The sequence below is a fragment of the Cryobacterium cryoconiti genome (assembly GCF_004403065.1).
In the GTDB taxonomy this organism is placed as follows: domain Bacteria; phylum Actinomycetota; class Actinomycetes; order Actinomycetales; family Microbacteriaceae; genus Cryobacterium; species Cryobacterium cryoconiti.
Genome location: NZ_SOHA01000033.1, coordinates 1 through 1,228, shown reverse-complemented (window position 1 = coordinate 1,228; position 1,228 = coordinate 1). Strand labels below are relative to the sequence as shown.

Genomic DNA, 1,228 nt, shown 5'->3' with positions numbered 1-1,228 from the left:
GTAGAAGTTGAGATTGGATGGACTTATGGCGCATCGAAAATATGGGCGGTACACGCCCGAGCTCCGGGCAGAGGCCCTCGCCCGTGTAGCAGCGAGTGGGGAATCGATCGTGAAAGTCGCTGAGGAAATCGGCGTCGATCACCGAACCCTGTGGAAGTGGGTGAACGATGCCAAGCTCGAGCAAATCGATCCGGGCGGCGAGTTGACGCCGGTAGCTCGGAAACGAATCCGTGACCTGGAGAAAGAGAACGCGAGTCTGCGGCGGGATCTGGACTTCCAGAAAAAAGCGCAGGCCTTCTTCCGGGAGCGCGATCAAAACGAGAACGGTTCGAACTGATCGCCCGGTTGAAGGCCGACCTGCCCGTTTCGTACCTCTGCCACAAGCTGAACGTGTCAAGGTCCGGGTTCTATGAGTGGTTGGACCGAGAACCATCAGGCACGGAGCGCCGGAACGATGAACTGACCGGCCAGGTGATGACCGCGTTTTCCGCGTCCTCGGGCGCGGCGGGCTACCGCAAGGTGACCGCGGCGCTGGCTCGCCAGAACACGTTCGTGGACCGGAAGACCGTGGCTGCCATCATGCGGGGCCTGGGCTTGATCTCACCCGCCGCGGAACGGGCATTCAAAGTCGCCAACCGTCGATCCCTGCGAACTGCGGACCCCGTGGATCTGCTCAAGCGCGATTTCCGGTCCCTGACGCCGGGAGCGATCATGGTCGGCGATATCACTTACGTTCACACCCAGCAGGGCTGGCTCTTCGTGGCCACTGTCATCGACCTGGCCTCACGCGCTGTCCTCGGCTACGCCACGGGCGCGAAAATGACGACCCAGCTGATCACCCGGGCGATGAACATGGCCATCGAGACCGGGCACGTGAAGCCGGGCGCGATTTTCCACTCAGATCACGGCGTTCAATACCGCTCGAAACGGTTCACAAGGTATTGCGGCAAGCACGGCATCCTTCGTTCCATGGGAGCCAGAATGCAGTGCTGGGACAACGCTGCCGCTGAATCCTTCTTCTCCAAACTCAAGAGCGAACGCCTCAACTGGCGCACCTTCACGACTCGCCGAGCGGCGCGAGCAGAGGTGATCAGCTACATCCACCACTTCAACACCGCCCGGCTACACCAAACTCTGAACTATGCCACACCACACGAACGACTGGCCGAACTGATCCTGGCCGCATAATGAAACTACGGACCCCGTCCGGAAAGACCGGGTCACCCCA

The 1,228-nt window shown here is 60.8% G+C and carries 2 protein-coding genes; both read left to right on the top strand.

Annotated elements, in window-relative coordinates; translation table 11 throughout:
• Positions 1 to 25 precede the first annotated feature (25 nt).
• Complete coding sequence (locus tag E3T49_RS10605) at positions 26 to 337, top strand: transposase (RefSeq protein WP_134424886.1); 312 nt, start codon at positions 26 to 28, stop codon at positions 335 to 337.
• An 8-nt stretch (positions 338 to 345) separates the two neighbouring features.
• Positions 346 to 1,188: an IS3 family transposase gene (locus E3T49_RS10600; RefSeq protein WP_241972765.1), complete on the top strand. Its 843-nt coding sequence runs from the start codon at positions 346 to 348 to the stop codon at positions 1,186 to 1,188.
• The last annotated feature ends 40 nt before the right edge of the window (positions 1,189 to 1,228 follow it).

Bases quoted from the DNA above. Each gene is read 5' to 3' on its own strand.
- E3T49_RS10605 (WP_134424886.1), top strand. From the start codon at position 26: ATGGCGCATCGAAAATATGGGCGGTACACGCCCGAGCTCCGGGCAGAG.